The sequence below is a fragment of the Halobaculum sp. MBLA0143 genome (genome assembly GCF_041361465.1).
GTDB lineage: Archaea > Halobacteriota > Halobacteria > Halobacteriales > Haloferacaceae > JAHENP01.
Map to the genome: position 1 here is coordinate 2,940,245 of NZ_JBGKAC010000001.1, position 18,117 is coordinate 2,958,361.

The following is an 18,117-nucleotide window of genomic DNA, read 5'->3' on the forward strand; positions in this document are numbered from 1 at the left end:
CCGCAGGACACGATGGCAGGCGACCGACGCAGTCGACAGACGCCGCCCCGCCGAGCGGCCGCGACCGCTGCGGCCGCCGATCCGCTCCCGACCGCCGTCCGGGCGGTCCTCGGCTACTACGCCGACACGGGCGATCTCGCGGTGGGCTCACTCGAACTGAAACGCCACGTCGACCGGTTCCTCGACCGGGTCGTCGGCGACGCGTTCGCCGCCGTCGAACGCGCCGTCGCCGACGAGTTCGATGTGCCCGCCGACGAGGTCGGCTTCGACTACGACACCAAGCTCACGCTCCCGGCCGAGTTGACGCTCAGCCACCTGTTCGGCCGGATTCGGTCGGCGACGACACCGCGGCTGAACCCTCTCACCGGCGCGGTCGACGACGGTCCGTTGGGACAACTCCGTCGGATCCGAGGCGAGACCCCGACGGTCGCGGCGCTCGCGGACGCACGCGACCGACTGGAACGGGTGCGGGACGTGACGGAGTTGGTCGTCGTCGCGCTGATCGACGGCGACGTGCGCGACGCCATCAACGACGCGGAGTACGAGGACTTCGTCGTCGCGTTCCCCGTCGACGACGACGACCGTGCGCGAATCGCCGAGATCGCCCAGTCCGTCCTGGAGTCACGGGTCGCCGAACTGTTCGAGCCGTTTCCCGACGCCGTCGCCGACAGCTACGAGACGGCCGTCGCGGAGTCGGAGGCTCACCAGGATCGAGACCCGTACTTCCGGGAGCTGATGGCCGACGCCGAGGCCGGCGACCCCGAGGCGCTCGCGGCCGTCGAGTCGGAGTACAAGTTCGCCAACTTCGACGACCCTCCAGAGCTGTTCTCCGACCGCGAGCTGTCGTTCCCGTACCTCCGCACACAGTACGGCCGCGTCGGCGTCATCTACCACGGGATGGTGGAGATGTACCGTGCGGCCGGCGTCGAGATCGAGCCGGCGTTCGAACGCTCCATCGTCCTCGCCATCGTCGGCGCGCAGATCTGGCTGGACGACGTGGACGACTACGAGGCCGACGCCGCCGAGGGGCAACTGACTCCCGTCACGGCGGAGTACCTCCTGGCCGACGACGACGCGGAGGCGGTCGCGCGTGTGGTCGACGTGACAGAACAGTACCTCGGCGCGGCCAAGGCGTACGCGGCACAGACGAACTCCGGGCTCGCGGGAATCGGCGCCGACTACATCAGACGCTCCGGGTCGACGGCGCCGCTACCCGGGGCCGATCAGTCCCGGTGAGGCGGCTCCCCGTCGCCGACGACACCCTCCGGCGGGCGGACGCCCTCCGGCGGCCCGCCGGCGGCGACGTCGAACTCCGGATCGAACAACTGCATCGCGGTGTAGATAGTGTTCCAGTCGTCCTCGGCGGCGGCCTCCCGGAGGCTCTTGGTCGGTGCGGCCAGCAGCTGTCCGACCAACGCGTCCGCCAGCGCCTGCACCGTCTCTCGCTGCTCGTCCGTCAGCTCGCCCTGTGACTCCAGTTTGGTCAGCGCCTCCTCCAGCTCCCGGCGTTTCGTCCGCTCTGCGGCCTCGTACATCGCCGAGACGGCGGCGTCCGCCCGGTCGCGTTTGAACTGCTCCAACAACCGGTCGAACTCCTCGTCGATCAGCGCCTCTACCGCCCGCATCTCCGCGGCGCGCTGTTCGCGGGCGGCGTCCGTCACCGCCTCCAGGTCGTCGATGTCGCGCAGCGGGACGGTCGTCTCTGCCTCCGGCGCCACGTCCCGCGGCTGGGCCAAGTCGATACACAGCGCCACGTCCCGGCGGGCGAAGTCCGACGCCCCGAGGACGTGGCCTTCGGCGTCCGTGGCCGTGACGACCACGCTCGCTCGTTCGAGCGCCCGGTCGGCGGCCGACAACGGCACCGCCTCCGCCGTGGTGTCCAGCTCTGCGGCGACGTGTTCGGCCGCCGACAGCGTCCGATTGGCGACGAGCACCCGGTCCACCGCCGCGTCGGCCAGCGACCGAGCGACGAGCGTCCCCATCTCCCCGGCACCGACGACGAGGACGGTCTCGTCGGTGACGCCCGCCTCCCGACGGGCCAACTCGACCGCGGCCGACCCCAGCGACACGGTGCCCTCGTTGATCGCCGTCTCCGTGCGGGCCCGTTCGCCGACGTGGATCGCCTTCGTGAGAATCTCCTCCAACAGCCCGTCGAGCCCGCCGACCTCGTCGGCGACGCCGACGGCGTCACGCACCTGGCCGATGATCTGGTCTTCGCCGAGCACGAGCGACTCCAGCCCGCTCGTCACCCGCATCAGGTGTCGGATCGTCTCCTCGTGGTCCAACCGGCGGACGGCCCCGGCTGGCACGTCCGCGGCGAATCCGTCGAGTGCTCGGTCCAGAGCGGCGGCGTTCTCACCGGCGACGTACGCCTCGGCCCGGTTGCACGTCGACAGCGCGAACGCCTCGTCGACGCCGGACTGTGCGAGCAGCCCGTCGACCACCTGGCGCTCCCCGTCGCCGCCCGCGGCCTCGATCTGGTCGACCGACGCGCGGCCGTGGGCGACACTGACGCCGGCGACGACTCCCGTCTCCATCATTCTGTGACCTCCCGGAGGATCCGATCTGCCTCTCGCCTGCCCTTGTCGGGTTCTTCAGGTAAATGCTTCCAAACGGCGGAGGATTCCAGAATCTCGAGAATCGCCTCTCTCCGCGTCTCTGGGTCGGGTTCGTCGGCTTTCAGCCGCTCTCGAACGTCGCCGAGCAGCTCTGCCATCGCGCCCGCCCCGTCGATCTCCGACTCCAGCCGCTGGCGGAGGTACCGCGACAACGCCGGCGCGGTGCCGCCGGTCGCCAACGCCGCCACGACGGGGTCGTCTCTGACGGTCGCGGGCACGACGACTCCACCCGCCTCGCGGCTCCCCGACCGGTCCGCGCGGTTGACGAGCGCGCCGTGGTCGCGGGCGGCGGCCGCGACGGCGTCGTTCACGGCCGTCCGGTCGGTGGCGACGACGACCAACGCCGGGTCGACCCGACGGACCCACCCGTCGGCGTCCTCCGGCGTCGGCGCCGCACGGACGAGACTCGCCCCCCCGAAGTCGGCGTCCGCGAACGCCGGGCTGACGACCACCGTCTCCGCCTCGCGGGCGAACGTCCGAGCCTTGCGCGCGCCGACCGCGCCGCCGCCGACGATCAACACTCGCCGGCCGGCGAAGTCGTGGAGCAACGGGATCACGATCAGTCGGAGTTCGTCGCCGTCTCTCCGGCCGTCTCCGTGTGGGCGTCCGCACGCTCGTCCAGCCTGATCCCGGTCTTCTTCAGGATCTGGGTGGAGAACAACGTGTCCCAGTCGTCGTCTTCGACGTCCCAGTGGTCGGCCATCACGTCACGGACCTGTTGGACCCGGCGCTGGCTCTCTGCCTCGCTGCGGCCGTGCGTCATGGCGAAGAAGTTGTACGGCCACACCCCCTCGTGGCGCGGTCGGTGGTAGCAGTGGGTGACGAACTCCAACTCCGCCACGGCCGGCCCGACCGTCGAGAGCATGTCGTCCGGGACGTCCCAGACGGTCATGCCGTTCTCCGTGTACCCCAGCGCGTAGTGGTTCGGGATCACGCCCACACGGCGCACCTTCCCCTCGCGCTCGAAGCGCTTGATCGTCTCCACGACCCACGCCGTCGGCTGCCCGATCGCGTCGGCCACGTCGGCGTACGGGGTCTCCGTCACCGGGAGGCCGCCCTGGATCTCCACGACCAGGTCGCGCTCCCGGGGGGTCAGCGACTGTGCGCCCGTCGGCGTCACGTCCGGTCCGGCGTCCGAACAGTCTACGTCGCCGTCCGGGACGGGTCCGTCGAGGAGGAACTTCGCGCCGACGTGGAACTCCTCCCGTTTCGGCATGTTGTACGTCTCCTGGCCGGTCTCCGACTCGATGTCTGCGAGCACCTCCGGCACCCGAGCCTCGTCTGCCACCGACAGCACGAACCAGACGTTCAGGTGCGGGTGCTCTCGCTCGTAGTTGTGTGCCACCTCGCGGTGGTCGTTGATCGTCTCCGTCACCGTCTCGAACTCCGGCTCCGGGGCGTGGGTGGCGACCAACGTCGCCGTGCCGCCGATCTCCTCGGCGTCGACCAGCGCGCCGAACCGAGAGAGCACTCCGTCGTCGTCCAGTTCACGGACGGCAGCCAGCAGTTCGTCGCCGGTCGTCTCCACGCCGCGCTCTCGGAGCGCGGCAGCAGCCGGCTCCCACGGCTCTGTCACGACCGGGAACCCACCCTGGAAGGCGTTGACGACCGCCCTGTCGAGCGTCGAGAGTTCCACGTCCGACTCCGCGGTGTCCATACCCTACCACCGTCCGTGACGGACATAAGCGTCGCGTTCTCACGCCCCGCCAGACTCCGTCCCCGCGTCGCCGTCGTCCAGTCGCGCCTCCACCGCCGGGTCCGGCACCCGGGTCACGTCCGGTCCCAGCTCCTCGATCCCGTCGACGATCTCGTCTTGATCGGCCGTCGCCTCGTAGTAGAACACCAGATCGAACGTCCCGTCCCGGAGGAGGTGTTGGCTCTCCCAGACGAACTCGTCGTCGTCGACGGTGAGCCCCTGGTACTGGTTCGAGGAGAAGTCCGTGGTGTCGTTGCCGGCGTAGATGTACGTCTCTCCGGCGTCTGCGTGCTCGGCGATCACCTCGTTCAGGTTGACGACGAGGTCCTGCATCTCCAGGTCCTCGTCACCGCCCAGTTCCGTGTGGACGATACAGCCGATCAGCTCGATCTCGCCGGGCTCCAACAACGCCTTCGTCCGACGGTAGAGGTCGTGATCGACCGCAGACTGTTCCGTCATACTCACGCGTTGGCCGGCGCCGGGTTAGGGGTAGCGGTTCTCTCGTGGCGTCGGAACGGACGCGTCACTGCGTCGAGCTACGGACGGTGACGGTCAGTGGTCGGCGGCGTTGGAGACGACCGCCAGCCGACGGTCGACGACCCGCAGCAGTCGATCACGCTCGATCACGGCGAACCCACCGACGACGGCCAGGAAGCCGGCTGCGGTCGGTACCGTCACCGGTTGACCCAGGAAGACGGCCGCGACGCCGGCGGCCACCACCGGTTCGAAGTACGACACCAGTGTCGTCTCGGTCGCGCCGGCCGTCGCCAACAGCCGGAAGTACAGCAGGTAGCCGAGTGCGCCGGCCACCAACGCCACGTACGCGAACGCGATCACCGCCTCCGCCGGAATCGTGGACGGCGCCGGCACCGTCTCGCCGCGGAGTCGAGAGCCCGTCAGCAGCGCCGCGGCGCCGCCGACCATCGCCCACGCCTGTACCGCCGTGGTCGGGAGCTGTGGGTCGAACGACCGCGTCCCGACGGCGCCGACCGCGAAGGAGACGGCGCCGACGAACACCAAGCCGACGCCCAGTGTCGTCCCGCCGAGCCGGCTCGGGTCCGGCTGTGCGACCAGCGCCACGCCGGCCAGCCCCAGCAGGAAGCCGACGGCGTCCGCCACGTCCGTCGACTCCGACAGCAACAGCCCCGCCAACACGGCCGTCACGACCGGCGAGGTGGAGACGACGACGCTCGCGACGCTTCCGGGGACGTACTGTGTCCCGACGAAGAGGAACGCCTGGTAGCCCGCGATGGTGAACACGGCCGCCGCCGCTGCGGCCCCCACGTCGTCTCTCGTCCGCGGGAGGAACTGCGAGCCCGTGTAGACGGCGTACGGCACCACGACCGCCGCCGCGACGGCGTACCGGAGGCCGGCGAGCAACAACGGCGGTGCGTGTGCCACGGCCACTTCGATCCCGACGAAACTCCCTCCCCACGCGAGCGACAAGACAGCGAACGGGACGAGCAGTTTCGCTTCCACACCTGTCTGTGAGTCTCCGGACATATTCGAATCTAATTCGAATAATAGCCACAAGTGTAAGACACACTTCTAACCTGCAAGCCTCTGCGCGGACCGACGGGAACCCGGAACACGTCCGACTCGGGTCGGGTGTCACCGCCCGAGTTGGAACGAACTACAAGGAGTGAGCCTGTACCCCGAGTCGTGGACGAACGAGACGTTCAGATCCTGAAGGCGATTGCAGACCTGGAGACCGGCAGCATCGAGCGCGTGAGCGAGGCGACGGACATTCCGGTGTCGACGATCCACTACCGGCTGAACAACCTCCGGGACGCGGGGGTGATCCGCAACGACCTGTACGACCTGGACCTGGACGAACTGGGGCTGGGCGTGACGGTCGTGTTGGAGGTGTTGACGAGCTACGACCACGGCCACGAGGCGATGGGCGAGGAGATCGCGGAGATCGAGGGGGTGACACAGGTGTTCTTCACGATGGGGGAGACGGACTTCGTCGTGATCGCTCGACTCCCGGACAGCGACGACGTGGAGCGACTGATCTCCGACTTCGAGGCGCTGGACCACGTCGACCGAACCAACTCCACGTTCGCCGTCGCCCGCGAACTGGACACGACACGGCCGCTCCAGCAGTACGACGAGGGGTCGCTCGTCGAGGCGCTGACCGAGGAGTGACCCGTTCAGCTCTCGCCCGGCGAGGACGGCGGGAGGCCGTACCGTCGAACGTACGTCACGAACCCGACGAGTCCGACCACGAGACAGACCGCGCCGACGGCTTCGACCGCGCCGCTCCCGTACGTGGTCGGGTTGTAGTTCGTCAGGTAGATACCGGCGAACTGCAGAACCGCCGACAGTGTCCCCCAGACCCGCTCCACACGCCGACGCCCGATCCGAGTGGAAGCCACGTGTCACCGTGGACAGCCGGCTCACTTCGATCCTTCGACCGGTCTCGGAACGCTCGACTCGCCGGCGCTCCCGTGGGTGGGGTCACTCTCGTGGAGCCTCACGAGCGACACCCTTTCGTCGCCGCCACCCCGTGGCTCGCAGGTGGAGCCGTCACGCATCCCCTCGGAGTTCCCCGCCCCCTCTCACCGCGGCAACCAAGAGCACGCGCTGCGGGAGATCCGCGACGCCTTCGCGGCCGGCAACGAAGTGGTGCTCGTGCGCGCGCCGACCGGCAGCGGGAAGTCGTTGCTCGCCCGCGCCGTCGCCGGTGCGGCCCGCACGACCGCCGACGCCGAGCCGGCACAGGCCACGGGGGCGTACTACACCACGCCACAGGTGTCTCAGTTGGAGGACGTGGCCGACGACGACCTCCTGTCCGACCTCCAGGTGATCCGCGGGAAGTCCAACTACACCTGTATCCTACCGGGCGAGGAGACGACGCCCGTCGACCGAGCGCCGTGTGCCCGCGAACGGGGGTACGACTGCTCCGTCCGACACCGGTGTCCGTACTACTCGGCGCGGGCGATCGCGTCGGAGCGACCCATCGCGGCGACGACGTTGGCGTACTTCATGCGGACCGCCGGCTCCGAACTGTTCCGGCAACGGGACGTCGTCGTGATCGACGAGGCCCACGGGCTCGCGGAGTGGGCGGAGATGTACGCCACGATCGACCTGTCGTCGCGGACGGTGCCCGTCTGGGACGAGGTGAACGTGCCGAACGTCCGGGACGCCGACGACAGCCTGGAGCGGACCGTCCGGTTCGCCGAGTCGCTCGCGGGCGCCTGTGACCGCGCACTGGAGGATCTGCGGGGTCGCCAGGAGCTGTCGCCGGCGGAGGCGACCCGCCGCGACCGGCTGGCCGAGCGGAAGTCCGAACTCGCGTGGCTCGTCCGGGACGCCCGCGACCCGGAGTCGCCGACGACGTGGGTGGTCGACCAACCGGACGGTGCCGGCGGCGATATCTCCGTCGTCCCGTTGGACCCGGCGCGGTACCTCCGACACACCGTCTGGGACCGCGGCAACCGGTTCGCGCTCCTGTCGGCGACGATCCTCGACAAGGAGTCGTTCTGTCGCGGCGTCGGCCTCGACCCGTCGACGGTCGCGTTAGTCGAGGTGGGCCACACGTTCCCGGTCGAGAGCCGACCGTTGTTCGACACGACCTGCGGGAAGATGACGTACGACCACCGGACGGAGACGGCCCCGAAGGTCGCCCGGCTGTGTGTCAGACTGATGGCCCACCACCCGGGCGAGAAGGGGCTGATCCACGCCCACTCGTACGACATCGCCCGCCGACTGGCCGACCGGTTCGCCGACTTCGGTGTCGGCCCGCGGGTCCGCACCCACGGCCGCCAGGACCGAGACGAACAGCTCCGGCGGTGGCTGGCGACGGACGATCCGGAGGTGTTCGTCTCCGTGAAGATGGAGGAGGCGCTCGACCTGGCAGGCGACCGCTGTCGCTGGCAGGTGCTGTGTAAGGCGCCGTACGCCAACACGAACGACTCTCGGGTCGCCCGTCGGCTGGCAGACGACCAGTGGGGCTGGTACTACCGCACCGCACTCCAGACCGTGATCCAGGCGTGTGGCCGGGTCGTCCGGTCGCCCGACGACTACGGCGCGACGTACCTCGCCGACAGTTCGCTGCTGGAACTGTTCGACCGTGCCGCGAGCGACGTGCCGCCGTGGTTCCAGGACCAGATCGACCGGATCTCGACGCCGTCGCCCCCGGAGTTCGACCCCGAGGCCGCGATGGCCGACCACCCCGCGCCGCCGACGCCCGGGCGCGAGCCTCGCGGCGGGGTGGGCGACGACGGCCGGCAGACCGACGACACGACCGACGGGCGTGGAGGTCGCGGAGACGGGAGCGGTGACGGTGGTCGGGCCGGTGGCGACGGCGGGAGTGACGACACTGACGGCTCCGGTAGCGACGTGGACGACCACCCGCTGTCGGACGTGTGGGGGTAGCTACTCGTCGTCTGCGTCGGCGACTACGAACTGTGAGAACTCGGGGGTCTCGAGGTCACTCACATCCTGGGTCCCCTGTGTCGGCTCCGTCTCTGTGGGCTCGGTCAGTTCCGACAGCAGTTCGTCCCGTTGCTCGTCGGACAGTCGCGGGACTGTCGGCCGTCCGAACGATCCATCCGTGCGTTCGTCCCGAAATCTGTCCAGACTCATTACTCACCCCAGTCTACGGGGTCATCGTTTAGAATCTTTTCCCTCACGCTCTCCTGCTCGTCTGCGATCCGTTGCTGTCTGTCCATCAGCTGCTCGATGGTTCCGCTATCAACCTCTCTCGCACCGTCGGACGAGACAACCATTGCGTCAAGCTCTCCGCCAACGCCACTGGCTTTCGACGCTTGGTGATGGGCAGCGGCAATCGTAGCAAACGTATCTGAAATCGAATTGTCCTTTGCGTAGTCCCCCTTTATAAACTCGGACTCTGCAGGCTGTGATCCACTTCCAATCGTTGCGTAGCCGAGGTCGTTCTGCGGATTGTGATCCCCACTACTAATCTGATACACACCCGCTCCGTCGGGACCTACGCCACCGATGAGAAAATTAAGATTGCGGTTTATCTCACGACGAACTTGTTCTGACTCTGCAAGAATATCCTCGAAGAAACTGTCTTTAAACTGATGCTGTCGGCTGAGATCTTCGAGCGAGAGCCCGTACGGTTTGGGGGCGTGCGTCTCGATCTTCTTCTGTACGAGCCGTCTGTACTCCTTCGCTGCTATTTGTGCAGCAGTCTGCACCCACGGTTCTCTTTCCTTATCATTCAAAAAGTATATCAGAGAATCGTCCACTTCGTTCAAGTACTGCTCTCCCAGCTCGACACTCCCGGCTATCACGCCGACAAGATGTGTCTCATCGAGAAAATCTCCAACCTCGTTCAGCTTCGTCTCCGGATGCTCGTGTTCGATTGCCGACTGCTGTCGCGTCGTGATCATACGGTCAGACGAGACAACACCTTCGGGTCGTCCGTCCCGTGTGCGGAGATTGCTGCGATACCGACTGTCACACCAGTCTGCTAGCTCCCTCCAGAAATATAAAATCTGTTCGAGCTATCGAGTACGTCCGCCGATAACTCATCCATTATCGACGATCAGTTCTGGCACCAGAAACACCTCGCCGTCGAACTTCACGGCCGGCACTGTCTCCCCCTCGGTCGCGCCGTCCGCGTCGAAGAAGTCGGGGTTGGGGACGCTGACGGCTTCGAACGTCTCCGGATCGAGCACCTGGACGGCGTTCTCGTCCTCGACGGCCACGAGTGTCACGGGGTCGCCGTCGTCGACGTGGCCCAGCTGCTCGGCGTCGCTCAGGTCCGCGTCCGTCTGGAACTGTCGGCCGCTCCGGAGCCGGACGCCGGTGATCGCTCCGCCGACGGTCTCCACCACCACGGGCCCCGACCCCTCGACGGCCGTCAGCCCGGCGGGCTCGGGGTCGATCACGTCGCCCGGGCGGAACCGTGGCAGTCGGACGGAGTAGGTGACGCGGTACACCTCGTTGCCGTCGCTGTCTTCGGTGACGAGTGTCGCCGACTCCGAGACGCTCCCGCCCAGTTCGCGGACGATCCGGTCCGCGACGCGGCCGCCGAGCTTCGTCGTGGACAGCTTCACGTTCGGGCCGTCGTCCGTCCGGTCGACCTCCGTCAGGAACGCCTCCCGGTCGCCGGCGTCCTCTCGCTCGGCGACCACCTCGCGGACGATCTCGACGGCGCGGTCGCGTTCGTCGCTCGACGGCCGACGGTCCACCGCCCGCACCTGGACGGTCGCGGCGTACGAACCGCCCGCGATCCGGCCACACCGCTCGCACGTCTGCCGGGCGATCTTCACCGGGACCGTCGTCTCCGCCTCGACGGCCGACTCGCGGACGATCCCCGTGAACTGACAGTGCATCCGGATCGTCGTCTCGTCGACCTGCTCCGGCTCGACACCCCAGGTCACCTCTCGGGCGTCTAAGTGGACCCCAAGCGACTGTGTCACCTCCTCTACGGCCACGTCCGTGTAGTCACGGGCGCCAACGTCCACCCAACGGTTGCCCCGGTGGACGGCGCCACACCGGGCACACACCCGGACCTGGACCCGGTCGGGGGCGTCGACGAGGTCGAACGTCTCGAAGTAACAGTCGTCACACAGCAACCGGTCCCGGTCGCGCGGCGCCCCGGGCAACGGCTCCTCCCGCGGCGGGACGGCGTCGCCACACTCCGGGCAGAACTCCCGGCGTTCCCGCGTCTCGCTCATAGCCGTCGTTGTTCGTCTGAAGGTATAAGAGGACTGAGTCAGGGAACCTGCACCACTACGTCCAATTGTAGTCTAGAAACACACCGTGTACGATAAAGTCCGACGGCCTCAGTTCCCGGTCCACCGCAACAACGCCAGCGTCCCCTCGAAGAGGACGACCATCGTCGCGGCGACGATGATCGGCGACATCCCGGTGGGGTCCGGGGAGAGGACGAACGAGATTCCGAGGAACGACCCCCAGAACAGGAGCCGGCGCTGCTCCAGCCACACCCGGCTGACGACACCCATCATTGTCGCCAACTGGATGAACAGGGGGATCTGGAACACGACGGCCATGTACCCCATCAGCAGGAGGATGAGGTTGAACGTCTCCCGGAGGCCGAACGCCAACTGCGCGCTCGCCTCCGTGTAGCCGATGAAGTACTGGAAGATCGCCGGCAGCACGACGAAGTGAGCGAACGCGATCCCGACCAACGCGAGCACGAGACTCGTCGGCACTGCCGCGAGGTAGTAGCGCCGCTCGTTGGGGTACAGCCCCGGCCGCATGAACCGGTACGTCTGGTAGACGAACACCGGCAGTGCGGCGACGACCCCCGCCAGTCCAGCCACCTTCAGCTTCGTCAAGAGGAGCTCCAACGGGCCGTACACGTACGGTCGGTAGTTGTCGAACCCGACGTGTGAGTCCCAGAGGAAGGTGATGATCGACTCCGCGTTCGGCACCGCCTCGGTGACGTTGCCGGCGACGAGCACGCCGAGCGTCACCGCGCCGCCGACGGCGAACACCGCGCCCAGCCGGCGCATCATCTCCTCGATGTGCTCCGTGAGCGGCATCTCCTCGTCGGACTCCGGTCCCTCGCCGAACAGTCCGTCGTCGTCTGTGTCGTCGACGACACCGGCCCCGCCGGCGGTCCCCGTGCCGCCGCCGCCGGCGGTTCCCGTCCCGGCGCCGACCGGCTCGGCCCCCGGCGTGGCGTCGCCGCTCACCTTCCGCGGCCCCCTGTCGACGAGGGCGTCCTCTGCCAGCGGAGCCTCCGGCGTCGCGTCTGGGTCCCGGTCCTCACCGGGTTCGCCGTGACGCTCGACGTCGTCGTCCGTCGGCGACGACTCCGACGGTTCGTCGCGCTGGTCGTCCACACCGTCCGGGAGCCGGTCGTCGGCGACCCCGTCGACATCACGGTCCGGGGTGGCCGGTGGGTCGTCGTCGCGTCTGGGGCGGTCGTACCCACCCCGGTCGCCGACGGTCTGAGCGTCGTCGACGGGAGTGTCTGCCGAGGCGCCGGAGGCGTCACCGTCGGTACCGTCGTCGTCACTCGGGCCGTCGGAATCTCCGGTGGTGTCCGGCTCGGAGCGCTCCTCGCCGTCGACCCGTTGGAAGTCCGCCCGGCCGCTCCCGTTCGTGCGTTCGTCGTCCGACACCCGTGAGAAGCCGCCGTCGTGGGACTCGGTGGTGTCCGCGTCCGGAGCCGACCCGCCGTCGTCGGATTCGGGGCCGGCTGTGTCCGCCGGCCGCTCGTCGTCCCCGTCCGAGCCGTCGGTCATACTGTGGCCTACACCCCCGGTGCATTATAGGCCTTTTCCGATCTACTCGCGGCGAAACGACCGTCGTGACCTCTCGGAGCAGAAGGTTGATAACGACCACTCGGCTCCCTTCCCGTATGTCCAGTGCCCTCGACGAGGACACTCAGGAGACTCTCGCCCAGGGCAGAGAGACCCTCGGCGCGATGCTCCGGTCCGCACAGAAGGACCTCCAGAAGGTGTTCATCGTCTTCGTCGTCGGGTTCATGGGAACGTTCTACGCCCTCCGTCTGTACGTCTGGGAGTTCCTGAAGAACGTCACCAGGGCTCGTCTCGATGCCCAGACTGCCGGCGAGGTGGAGATCATCGCCCAGACCCCGTTCGACGTGATCCTGTTGCAGGCGAAGATCGGCCTCGTGATCGGAATCGTCGTCGCCATCCCACCGTTGCTCTACTTCTCGCGTGACGCGCTCCGGGTGCGCGGGATGTGGCCCGACGCCCCGGTCGCCCGGTGGAAGCTCGCGGGCATCGGACTGCTCGCGGCCGGGTTGTTCGTCGCTGGCGTCCTGTACGGCTACTCCGTCTTCTTCCCGTTCATGTTCGCGTTCCTGGCGAACAACGCGCTGTCGGCCGGCATCCAGCCGACCTACTCCATCGTGAAGTGGGCGCAGTTCATCGCGTTGCTCACCTTCTCGTTCGGCTTCGCCGCCCAGATGCCGTTGCTCGTCACGGCGCTGTCGTACGCCGAGATCGTCCCCTACGAGACGTTCCGGAACAAGTGGCGTCACGCGGTCGCACTCATCTTCGTGTTCGGGGCGTTCTTCTCCCCACCGGACCCGTTCACCCAGATCATGTGGGCGATCCCGTTGATCCTGCTGTACGGCGCCTCGTTGTTCCTCGCTCGGGTCGTCGTCACCGCTCGCCGGGGAGGCGAGACGGTCGACGTGGCCGCGACGATCCGCGCCGGGTGGAACCGAGTCGCCGCCGTCGCAGTCGTCGGCGGCGGCGCGACGTACCTCTTCTTCACCCGCGGGCCGGCCGCCAGCGTGAACGCGCTGCTGGCGGACACGAGCGTCACGAGCGCTCAGATTCCCGTTCTGTCTGGCCCGGCGCTCCTGGCGGCGACGGCCGCCGTCGCCGTCGCCGCCGGCGTGATCGCGCTCGCGGCGGTCGTCTACACCGAACTGGAGGCGGCCGTCACGGAGAGCGGCGAGTTCGGTAACCCCGCCGAAATCGCCCTCTCGGAGCTCGACGCCGAGGGTGTCCGGGCGGCACCGGACGAGGCGTTCGCCGCGCTGTCCGAAGAGGAGGTGCTCGCGCTCGCCGAGGAAGCCATCGCGGCCGACGCGAAGCCGAAGGCCCGCGCGCTGCTCGACCGTCACGACGAGGTGACTGGCGGTGACGACGCGACCGAGACGAGCGAGACGACCGACGCCACCGGCGGGACGGGCGTCCCCTCGGACCTGTTTGCCGCCGAGGTGGGGCTCCTCGGCGCCGTCCAACGGGGCGCAGGGTTCGTCGACTGGCGGAGCCGGGTCGGCGCCCTCTGGAACGTCCTGCTGGGCCTCGCCGTCGCCGTCTTCGGCGTCGGCTACGCGCTCGTCGAACGACCGACACTGTCGGGCGAGGTTCTGGCAGTCGTCGGGCTCTCTCGCCCGGATCTCCCGGCGACGCTGGGGCTGTCGCCGACGGCGACGCTCCTGGCGGCCGGCGGCGCTGGGCTCGCCGTCGCCGCCCTGTTCGGCGGCGTGATCGCCGTCTCGGCGGCGTACCTCGCCGGCACGGACCCGACGGCGGTGGACGTGCCGGCGCTGTCGACGACGGAACTCCGGCGAGCGCCGCCGGCGACGTTCGCGGCGCTGTCGGAACGCCGGGTGAACTACCTCGCCGACCGGCTCTCCGAGACGGACCCGGAGCGGGCCCGGGTGTTGCTCGACCGCTACGACGACCTGCAGTCGTCGTCGGCCGACACGACCCCCGACGCTCCCGACGCCGGCGCGATCCCCGGCGTCTCCGACGACGCCGGCAGTCGAGTGTCGCGTGCCAGTGGGGCGTTCCTAGACGACTTCACCGGCGGTGACGACGGTGAAGACGACATCGGCGGCTACTACGACGACGTCGCGTTCGTACTGGACTCGATGCGGGGCGGACTGTTCCGGATCGTCGCCGTGTTCGGACTCGTCCTCGCGGGCGTGTTCGCGTGGCTGTACTCCGGCGGGATCGGCGACCTCCGGGAGGACTTCGTCGCCCGACTGCCGGAGTCCGTCGTCGGCCCGGGGGCGGAGAACTTCGGCGTGATCGTGCTCCACCCCGTGGAGGCGCTGATCTTCGAGGTGAAGTTCTCCACGCTGATCGCCGTCGCCGCGGCGCTGCCGGTGGCCGCCTACTACGCCTGGCCCGCGCTGCGCGACCGTGGGTTCGTCCGCGGCCGCAAACAGGTGATCTTCGGGTGGGTCGCGGCGTTGCTCGTCGGGCTCGCCGGCGGCTTCGCCCTGGGCTACACGACCATCGCCCCGTCGATCATCTCCTGGCTCGTCGCCGACACGCTCTCGGCCAACATGGTCGTCAGCTACCGGATCAGCGACTTCTTCTGGCTGATCTTCTTCACGACCGCCGGCATCGGCATCCTGGTGGACATTCCGGTGTTGATGCTGTTGCTCAACTCCGTCGGCGTCTCCTACCAGGCGATGCGCCGGCGCTGGCGCGAGGTGACGATCGGACTGCTCGTCCTCGCGGCGTTGTTCACGCCCGCGGACATCATCACGATGATGCTCGTCACCGTCCCGCTGATGTTCGCCTACGGGGTCGGCATCCTCGCCCTGTTCTTCGTCACCGCCGGCGGGCGCCGCAACCTCGCGGAGCCCACTGTCGGCGGCGACGACCTCAAGCTCGGGCTGGACGACTGACGGCGTTCGTCAGCCCGTCTCGGTTCCGTTCGGGTCGTCGTGTGTGTCGCCGTCTGTTGTGTCACCGTCGCCCGCGCCGTCGTCCGTGGTACCCTCGTCGTCACCCTCCTCACGGGCGATGGGCGGTCGCCGAACGTCGTTATCCTCCTCGGCCGGATCGCGGAGGTGTGCCAGATCCGGCCGCTCGAACTGTCTGGCCCTGGCGTGTTCGAGGTGTGACTCGATCAGCGCGTTCACCTGGCGGCCCCACTCCTCGTCGGGGTGCGTGCGAACGTACTCCGCCCACGCCTCTATCTGCCGGCGACGCTCGGCGTCGTCGCGGCCGAAGTCACCCTCCAGCGGTGGGTCGTCGTCTTCGTCGTCCTCCACACCCGACAGCCGACGCGCCGTTAACGAGAACCTTGCGCCGAACCCACAGAAGTATTACCGAGAGGCACGGCAGACGCTACCGTGCCGAAGATAAGCGTCGAAATTCCGGGGGAACTGCTGGCGGATCTCGACGAGCACGTCGGCGAGGACGGGAAGTTCGTCAACCGGAGCGACGCCGTCCGGGCGTCGGTCCGGAAGACGTTGGACGTGTTAGACGAGATCGACGCCAGACACGGGCGACTGGAGCAACGGACGACCACCACACACGCGACCGACGACGCGGAGGACGACGGTGGCGAGTGAGCCGGCGGGGCCGCGCCGGATCTCCGTCCCGATCGCGGCGGTGGCGCTCACGGCCGTGTTCGTCGCGGCACTCGTCACCGCCCAGGTCATCTCTGCGAAGCTGTTGGCGGTGACGCTGCCCGTCCTGGGTGCCGTCTCGGCGCCCGGCGGGACGTTGGCGTACGCGGTGACGTTCTTCGCGTCCGACTGTCTCTCGGAGCTGTACGGCCGCGAGTACACTCGGCGTGTCGTCAACGTCGCCTTCGGGACGAACTTCGTCTTGCTCGCGCTCGTGTGGGCGACGATCCAGATCCCGGCCGCGGACGGCTCCGTCGACCCGACGGCGTTCGCCACGGTCCTGGGGCTGTCGACGAACGTCGTCGCCGGCTCGCTCGTCGCCTACCTCGTCAGCCAGAACTGGGACGTGACCGTGTTCCACCGCATCCGAGAGCTGACGGGCGGCTCGGCGCTCTGGCTCCGCAACGTCGGCTCGACGGCGACGAGCCAACTGCTGGACACCGTGATCTTCACCGTCGTCGCCTTCCGGGTCGCGCCCGCGGTCGGCGTCGGGCCGTCGCTCCCGTTGTCGGTGATCGGTTCACTGATCGTCGGCCAGTACGTCCTCAAGCTGCTGATCGCGGTCGTGGACACGCCGCTCGTGTACGCCGCCGTCGGCGCCGTGCGGCGTCGGGACGGTAGCGTCGCGGCGAGCGCGGACTGACCCCCGTCACACTCGACAGTTACTCCGCGGCCGTGGCGCCGCGCTGCTCGCCAGACACCGGGACGACGAGCGGCCGGTCGGCGGCGACGATCAGCCCGACCGCGAGCACGGCGTACGCGCCGAGCCCGACGAACGCGGTCGTCTCCGAGAACAGGTCCGCGACACGGCCGGCGACCAACAGGACGGGCACGCGAGCGACGGCGTACAGGAACGAGACAGCGCTCATCTCCGTCGCGCGGCCGACGGCGTCCGCGTGGTCGTGGAGGTAGCTATTCCGGATCGGCGCCGCGACGGACGGGACCGTCCGGAAGGCGAGCACGGCCGGCACGACGAAGACGGGGTGGATCGCCGGGAGCAGCATCCCGACGGCGCCGAACAGGTACACCCCGACGACGGCGCGTGCGGTCCCGAGTCGGTCCTCCAGCCACCCGGCCCGGTCGACGACGATCGCACTCCCGGCCGCGAGAACGCCGTAGAGGAGCGCCAGGAACACGACCTCCGGCACGTCCAGCGCCGCCGCGGTCAGCCCTCCCCCCGGGATCGCCCCCGCCACGAGCGGTTGAACGAACTGGCTCCCGGTGTACATCACGCCGGCGTACACCGTTGCGATCAGGACGAGTGACCGCGTCGCGTCCTGCCGGAGGAACGACGCCGTCGCGGACGCTGCTTCCGTCGGCGAGAGGGCCGACCCGTCCTCGTCACGGTAGTCGGCGTCTCGGGGGAACGTCCAGACGAGCGCGGCGGCGAGCCACGCCCCGACGGCCGCGAGCAGGAACGCGACCCACGGCAGCGTGAGGTACACCACGGCACCGACGATCCCGGTGAGGCCGTACGTCCACTGACTGAGACTCTGTGCCCGTGCCCGCACGTCGGTGAACGCCCGATCCGTGTCCTCCAACACCTCGTACACCCACGCGGAGTCACTCCCGCTCTTGAGTGCGACCCCGGCGCCGTTCAGCGTCTGGACGACCACGACCGTCGCCAGGGAGTCGACGAAGAACCACAGCGACGCGCCGAGCGCCGTGGCGACCTTCGCAATCAGGAGCGTCTGTCGGCGACCGAGTCGGTCCCCCAGGTAGCCGCTCGGTACCTCCAGCAACACGGTCGTGAGCGCCATCGAACTCGCCGCGACGGAGATTGCGGTGAACGAGATCCCTCTGTCGAGGAGGAACAGTACGAGAAAGGGGTTCAGTAGTCCAAGTGTGGAGAGACACCGGTAGAGGTAGTACCGCCACACCGCTCGGTCAGTCTGCACAGACTCCAGAGCGAAAGCGACGAGGCGTATGCTTTTCGATGCCGTGGTGTGGGGCAACACCCAACTCGGACACCGGCAGTCGACACTGTCTGTTCGGCC

Annotated in this window: 18 protein-coding genes; 6 read left to right on the forward strand and 12 right to left on the reverse strand. The window is 68.6% G+C overall.

Translation table 11 applies throughout. The features are described from left to right. The first annotated feature begins 12 nt into the window (after positions 1 to 12). The gene (locus RYH79_RS15235; RefSeq protein WP_370900597.1) at positions 13 to 1,236 is read left to right on the forward strand and encodes a hypothetical protein; all 1,224 of its coding nucleotides are present in this window, start codon (positions 13 to 15) and stop codon (positions 1,234 to 1,236) included. On the opposite strand, the gene hemA is transcribed toward RYH79_RS15235, so the two are convergent. The 5 genes from hemA to RYH79_RS15260 form a co-directional block, all read right to left on the reverse strand. Beyond that, on the reverse strand, positions 1,224 to 2,540 hold the full coding sequence (gene hemA, locus RYH79_RS15240) for a glutamyl-tRNA reductase (RefSeq protein WP_370900599.1): 1,317 nt from the start codon (positions 2,538 to 2,540) through the stop codon (positions 1,224 to 1,226). The two genes, RYH79_RS15235 and hemA, sit on opposite strands and share 13 nt — an antisense overlap. After that, positions 2,537 to 3,175: a precorrin-2 dehydrogenase/sirohydrochlorin ferrochelatase family protein gene (locus RYH79_RS15245; protein WP_370900601.1), complete on the reverse strand. Its 639-nt coding sequence runs from the start codon at positions 3,173 to 3,175 to the stop codon at positions 2,537 to 2,539. The genes hemA and RYH79_RS15245 overlap by 4 nt, the downstream gene beginning before the upstream one ends. A 2-nt stretch (positions 3,176 to 3,177) precedes the next feature. Then, positions 3,178 to 4,275, reverse strand: coding sequence for a siroheme decarboxylase subunit beta (gene ahbB, locus RYH79_RS15250; protein ID WP_370900603.1), 1,098 nt, complete (start codon positions 4,273 to 4,275; stop codon positions 3,178 to 3,180). 39 nt (positions 4,276 to 4,314) lie between these two features. Further along, positions 4,315 to 4,773 (reverse strand): DUF5778 family protein, encoded by a 459-nt coding sequence (locus RYH79_RS15255; protein ID WP_370900605.1) that lies wholly within the window; start codon positions 4,771 to 4,773, stop codon positions 4,315 to 4,317. 93 nt (positions 4,774 to 4,866) lie between these two features. Next, positions 4,867 to 5,793 (reverse strand): DMT family transporter, encoded by a 927-nt coding sequence (locus RYH79_RS15260; protein WP_370900607.1) that lies wholly within the window; start codon positions 5,791 to 5,793, stop codon positions 4,867 to 4,869. A 183-nt stretch (positions 5,794 to 5,976) separates the two neighbouring features. Here RYH79_RS15260 and RYH79_RS15265 point away from each other — a divergent pair, with 183 nt between their 5' ends. Beyond that, complete coding sequence (locus RYH79_RS15265; RefSeq protein ID WP_370900609.1) at positions 5,977 to 6,462, forward strand: Lrp/AsnC family transcriptional regulator; 486 nt, start codon at positions 5,977 to 5,979, stop codon at positions 6,460 to 6,462. A gap of 5 nt (positions 6,463 to 6,467) precedes the next feature. Here the strand turns inward: RYH79_RS15265 and RYH79_RS15270 are convergent, their stop codons facing one another. Continuing rightward, positions 6,468 to 6,662, reverse strand: coding sequence for a hypothetical protein (locus RYH79_RS15270; protein WP_370900611.1), 195 nt, complete (start codon positions 6,660 to 6,662; stop codon positions 6,468 to 6,470). Positions 6,663 to 6,834: 172 nt separating this feature from the next. On the opposite strand from RYH79_RS15270, the gene RYH79_RS15275 reads away from it, so the two are divergent. Next, entirely contained in the window at positions 6,835 to 8,694 is a 1,860-nt protein-coding gene (locus RYH79_RS15275) for a helicase C-terminal domain-containing protein (protein ID WP_370900613.1), read from the forward strand. On the opposite strand, the gene RYH79_RS15280 is transcribed toward RYH79_RS15275, so the two are convergent. The 4 genes from RYH79_RS15280 to tatC (RYH79_RS15295) all read right to left on the reverse strand — a co-directional run bounded on the left by RYH79_RS15280 (position 8,695) and on the right by tatC (RYH79_RS15295) (position 12,509). Then, positions 8,695 to 8,904 (reverse strand): hypothetical protein, encoded by a 210-nt coding sequence (locus tag RYH79_RS15280; protein WP_370900615.1) that lies wholly within the window; start codon positions 8,902 to 8,904, stop codon positions 8,695 to 8,697. Beyond that, on the reverse strand, positions 8,904 to 9,677 hold the full coding sequence (locus tag RYH79_RS15285; protein ID WP_370900617.1) for a hypothetical protein: 774 nt from the start codon (positions 9,675 to 9,677) through the stop codon (positions 8,904 to 8,906). Before RYH79_RS15285 ends, RYH79_RS15280 begins: the two co-directional genes overlap by 1 nt. A gap of 138 nt (positions 9,678 to 9,815) precedes the next feature. After that, positions 9,816 to 10,970 carry a 60S ribosomal export protein NMD3 gene (locus RYH79_RS15290; protein ID WP_370900619.1) on the reverse strand — a complete coding sequence of 385 codons (1,155 nt, stop codon included), beginning with the start codon at positions 10,968 to 10,970 and terminating at the stop codon, positions 9,816 to 9,818. 108 nt (positions 10,971 to 11,078) lie between these two features. Beyond that, entirely contained in the window at positions 11,079 to 12,509 is a 1,431-nt protein-coding gene (tatC, locus tag RYH79_RS15295; RefSeq protein WP_370900621.1) for a twin-arginine translocase subunit TatC, read from the reverse strand. A gap of 116 nt (positions 12,510 to 12,625) precedes the next feature. Between tatC (RYH79_RS15295) and tatC (RYH79_RS15300) the strand changes: the two genes are divergently transcribed. Further along, entirely contained in the window at positions 12,626 to 15,391 is a 2,766-nt protein-coding gene (gene tatC, locus RYH79_RS15300; RefSeq protein WP_370900623.1) for a twin-arginine translocase subunit TatC, read from the forward strand. Positions 15,392 to 15,400: 9 nt separating this feature from the next. Here the strand turns inward: tatC (RYH79_RS15300) and RYH79_RS15305 are convergent, their stop codons facing one another. Continuing rightward, complete coding sequence (locus RYH79_RS15305; RefSeq protein ID WP_370900625.1) at positions 15,401 to 15,760, reverse strand: DUF8150 family protein; 360 nt, start codon at positions 15,758 to 15,760, stop codon at positions 15,401 to 15,403. 81 nt (positions 15,761 to 15,841) lie between these two features. Between RYH79_RS15305 and RYH79_RS15310 the strand changes: the two genes are divergently transcribed. Next, positions 15,842 to 16,063, forward strand: coding sequence for a ribbon-helix-helix domain-containing protein (locus RYH79_RS15310; RefSeq protein WP_370900627.1), 222 nt, complete (start codon positions 15,842 to 15,844; stop codon positions 16,061 to 16,063). Further along, positions 16,053 to 16,763, forward strand: coding sequence for a queuosine precursor transporter (locus tag RYH79_RS15315; RefSeq protein ID WP_370900629.1), 711 nt, complete (start codon positions 16,053 to 16,055; stop codon positions 16,761 to 16,763). Before RYH79_RS15310 ends, RYH79_RS15315 begins: the two co-directional genes overlap by 11 nt. 19 nt (positions 16,764 to 16,782) lie before the next feature. Here RYH79_RS15315 and RYH79_RS15320 read toward each other — a convergent pair whose 3' ends face one another. Continuing rightward, a complete protein-coding gene (locus RYH79_RS15320; RefSeq protein ID WP_370900630.1) occupies positions 16,783 to 18,018 on the reverse strand; it encodes an MFS transporter in 1,236 nt (411 codons plus the stop codon). Between the last annotated feature and the right edge of the window lie 99 nt (positions 18,019 to 18,117).

Bases quoted from the DNA above. Each gene is read 5' to 3' on its own strand.
- RYH79_RS15235 (WP_370900597.1), top strand. From the start codon at position 13: ATGGCAGGCGACCGACGCAGTCGACAGACGCCGCCCCGCCGAGCGGCC.
- hemA (WP_370900599.1), bottom strand. From the start codon at position 2,540: ATGATGGAGACGGGAGTCGTCGCCGGCGTCAGTGTCGCCCACGGCCGC.
- ahbB (WP_370900603.1), bottom strand. From the start codon at position 4,275: ATGGACACCGCGGAGTCGGACGTGGAACTCTCGACGCTCGACAGGGCG.
- RYH79_RS15255 (WP_370900605.1), bottom strand. From the start codon at position 4,773: ATGACGGAACAGTCTGCGGTCGATCACGACCTCTACCGTCGGACGAAG.
- RYH79_RS15280 (WP_370900615.1), bottom strand. From the start codon at position 8,904: ATGAGTCTGGACAGATTTCGGGACGAACGCACGGATGGATCGTTCGGA.
- RYH79_RS15285 (WP_370900617.1), bottom strand. From the start codon at position 9,677: ATGATCACGACGCGACAGCAGTCGGCAATCGAACACGAGCATCCGGAG.
- RYH79_RS15290 (WP_370900619.1), bottom strand. From the start codon at position 10,970: ATGAGCGAGACGCGGGAACGCCGGGAGTTCTGCCCGGAGTGTGGCGAC.
- tatC (WP_370900621.1), bottom strand. From the start codon at position 12,509: ATGACCGACGGCTCGGACGGGGACGACGAGCGGCCGGCGGACACAGCC.
- tatC (WP_370900623.1), top strand. From the start codon at position 12,626: ATGTCCAGTGCCCTCGACGAGGACACTCAGGAGACTCTCGCCCAGGGC.